Here is a 3252-nt window from a genome sequence, read left to right as displayed (position 1 = left end):
ACCCGCGGTTCGGCGTCTCAGACGCTTGAGGGCGCGCAACTGCTTGAACCCGTTTCTCGATTGCTTGACTTGTGGCGAGGAGGATTGACAAAGAACAACTTTGACGAGAGCAGGCGAATCGTGGCCTCGGCGGCATGGAGTGGTTACGACATCGCTGTTGCGAGTTAGCTCCGCCTTCGATGCGGCATTGATCTGCCGCGTTCGGTGACGTAATCGGTCCAGTCGCGGGCGGCGAGTTTGGCCCAGGCGGCTGCGTTCTTGGTGGTGATCGCGAGCAGTTCGGCCAGCACGGGTGCGGGCATGTCGCTGGCGAGCTGGAAGAGCGCGGCTTTGCGATGTTCGTAGGGTTTCACCCCGACCGCGACGAGCTGGGTGCGGATGTTCTCGGTGGACAGGTGGGTGCCGGGAAGTCGGCCGGGGAACAGCCAGCCCGTATGGGATGGGGTGTAGCGGCTTTCGCATTGCTGCTCCAGATGCTCGCGGATGAGGTCGTCGAGTAGGGGAGGCATTTGGATGGGGATGGCGGCGAAGACGACATGCACGGCGTGATCGTCGGAGATCGAGATTTGGCTTGATCGCAGGGCGACGATGCGCGAAAGAGGTTGGGCGAACAACAATGTGAGCAGTCCCGCGATGCGGGTTTTGCGGCGGATTGTGTCGTCGTGCAGCAGCCGCCCGACGGCGGCCCACCGCTGGGAATCCGAGACGGTTACCGAGGGAGGTGACCGTGGCGGATCGGTGACCCTCAGTGTGGTGTTGATGCGGGATTGGCGTAGCCAGACGAGGAAGGCGTACTCGGCAGTGAGCGGCCTCCGGTGGAGCGCCTGGTAGCGCTCCAGCATCTCCTGTGTCGCTGTCGCCGGAGTGGCGTCGTGGGTGTGCAGAAACGCCATGAACTGAATCGCCACGCGGACGCGACGACGGCAGGCATCGGTCATCGATCTCGTCAGCCGGTTCTCGTGGGAGGCCTTGCGCATCTGGCGCAGTACATGCCAATGCGCGAATCGGCGAACGATGGCGGCGTCTTCGGCCGGAAGCTCGGCTACAACGTCCTCGATCCAGGGCAGCATCCGTTCGACGCGGATGTCGATCGGGCCCAGAACGCCGACCGCGACCAGGAGGCTGCGCAAGTAATCGTGGGCTCGGTCCGAGGGAAGATCGCTGAAGGTGTCGTGGCTGATTTCACGCGTTCCGCAGGCCATGTCGCGAAGGAGCTGCGGGCCGGTACCGGGCTTCTTTCGCAGCCACCAGAGCACCGTCTGTGGGCGGTCGGCGTTGATCAGTTCGTCGAACACGGGCCGTAGTCGGTGATGAATCGTGCCGCTGATCGGGTCGGTGAGCAGCTCGGTGAGGCGCTCGCGTAGGAAGCAGCGGGCGCATCGGTAGAACCCGTAGGGGTGTTCTTCGCGGCCGCATTCGCTGCAGGTGAAGATCGATGCGACACCGGCGCAGGAGGCGCACACGATGGCATCGTCGAGCTGCCACGCCAGTGGCCGCACGGTCTCACACCGCGGGCATTTCTCGGGGTGATAGTGCCGTCTGCGACGGCATGCGACACAGATGCGACGCCCGTGCGTCAGTGGGGTTAGCCGGATGGTGCTTGCACACTCCCAGCAGGCCCGCTGAGTCACTGGTTGTCGTGGGGGCGGCGGATGGTGGCGCGGATGGGTCGCAGGTCGCCGATGCCGGGTCCGCTGTCGTTGACCGCGGGCGCCTCACGGACTTGTTCGGCGACGAGCTCGAGCAGGTCGTTGGGCGTGCACGACAAGATGTCGCAGAGGGCGGCGAGCAGGTCGAGATTGATGCGCTGCGGGGGCTTGGTCGCGATCCGGTGCACCATCTGTCGGGAGATCTCCACGCCACGCTCGTGCAGCGGTGCGACAAGGTCGGTGGTGGCGAACATTCCGTTCTGGGCCATCAGCTGACGCAGGTTCCACCGCAGCACGGTCCTAGTGCTCATCTCCGCCTTCACCTGTCGTCGTGGATGATCCGTAGACGCGGCGCAGCGCCGCCTGCAGTGTTTTGGTCTTGAAGTCGTCGGACACCGAGGTATAGATCGCGGTGGTCGAGGCATACGAGTGCCCCACCTGTTCGGTGACGAACCGCTCCGGATAACCGAACTCGATCAGATGGGTGACATAGGAGTGCCGCAGGCAGTGCAAGGTGAGCTCGGCAGGCAGTCCCGCTTGCACCCGTGCGACGGCGAATCGCCTATCCATGGTCTTGGTCGCCACGCGCCGTCGACGCTCGGTCAGCCAGAGCTCTTGACGGTTCCCGGGGCTGAGGAGTGGGCGGCCGTGGTCGACCCATTGGCGCAGTCCGTCGATCACCCAGTCGAACTCCGGAACGGCGAGCACGGTGCGACGCCTGGGAGAGCTGCCGCGACGTGATTTGGCGTAGCGAACGTGGACGGCGCCGAACGTGCCCCAGGCCGGCATCCGCGAGTTCGGACGCAGGTCGGCGAGATCGAGATAGCACAGCTCGCGGCGGCGTAAACCGAAGGCGTAGGCCGTCTTGATCATCTGTGCGTCGCGCAGCGCCGCGAACGCGCCTTTGTTCCTGGACCGAGCGAGAACATCGACGCGATCATCGAGGAAATCGAACAATGTTTCCAGTTCGTCGTAGGTGAACGGGCGACGCGCGGGCTTGCCCTCGTAGTCGACCAGATGCGCGGCGGTGTTGTAGTCGTGACAGACCTGCGATGGGATCCGTCCGAACCTGTTCTCGCATTGCGCGATCCAACCGTAGCGGCTATCGAGTAGGTAGTCGCAGAACATCCGCAACGACATGTGATAGCCGCGAATGGTCGACGGTGCTTTGCGTTCCGGGCCCGACATCAAAGCGGCCGTGAAGTCTTCGACATCGCCGGCAGTCCAGTCCCACGGAGGCGCCCCGGCGAACTCTGCGAACCGCCGCACCAACGCCAGCCGCGGCTCGATCGTGGCCTCAGCAGCGAGTAGCCGAGACGCCTGTTGACGACCCCACCCAGACAGCATCGCTTCGAAGACTGCGCTGGCCTCGTCCAGGTGAACCACGCCCGAGGCAAGAACCAAGTGCGCCGACCCCGGAACGCTCACAAGAGAACCTCCATCTATCGTCAACTTAGAGTTGTCAATGACAACCGCAAGTTACCACACCTGCGAGCGAAATCCGTCTACCAGGAGGAACACGAAAGTGGTTCAATGAAGCGCATCCGGCGCTGGTCCCATGCGCCAGATATACGCGTCAACTTCAGGTTGATTCGCGACCTTC

Annotated in this window: 3 protein-coding genes; all 3 read right to left on the bottom strand. The window is 63.7% G+C overall.

The genetic code is table 11. From position 1 onward, the window contains the following. Positions 1 to 164: 164 nt before the first annotated feature. Positions 165 to 1295 (bottom strand): hypothetical protein, encoded by a 1131-nt coding sequence (locus MHN84_RS29525; RefSeq protein WP_241207983.1) that lies wholly within the window; start codon positions 1293 to 1295, stop codon positions 165 to 167. A 332-nt stretch (positions 1296 to 1627) separates the two neighbouring features. Next, positions 1628 to 1960: a helix-turn-helix transcriptional regulator gene (locus tag MHN84_RS29520; RefSeq protein ID WP_024449211.1), complete on the bottom strand. Its 333-nt coding sequence runs from the start codon at positions 1958 to 1960 to the stop codon at positions 1628 to 1630. Beyond that, the gene (locus MHN84_RS29515; RefSeq protein WP_046363131.1) at positions 1950 to 3077 is read right to left on the bottom strand and encodes a tyrosine-type recombinase/integrase; all 1128 of its coding nucleotides are present in this window, start codon (positions 3075 to 3077) and stop codon (positions 1950 to 1952) included. The genes MHN84_RS29520 and MHN84_RS29515 overlap by 11 nt, the downstream gene beginning before the upstream one ends. Positions 3078 to 3252 lie beyond the last annotated feature (175 nt).

It is taken from the genome of Mycobacterium sp. PSTR-4-N (assembly GCF_022348085.1).
Taxonomy (GTDB): Bacteria; Actinomycetota; Actinomycetes; order Mycobacteriales; family Mycobacteriaceae; genus Mycobacterium.
This window is presented reverse-complemented; position numbering and strand designations above follow the sequence as displayed.

Excerpts from the sequence above, each read along its gene's own strand:
- MHN84_RS29520 (WP_024449211.1), bottom strand. The coding sequence starts at position 1,960 with ATGAGCACTAGGACCGTGCTGCGGTGGAACCTGCGTCAGCTGATGGCC.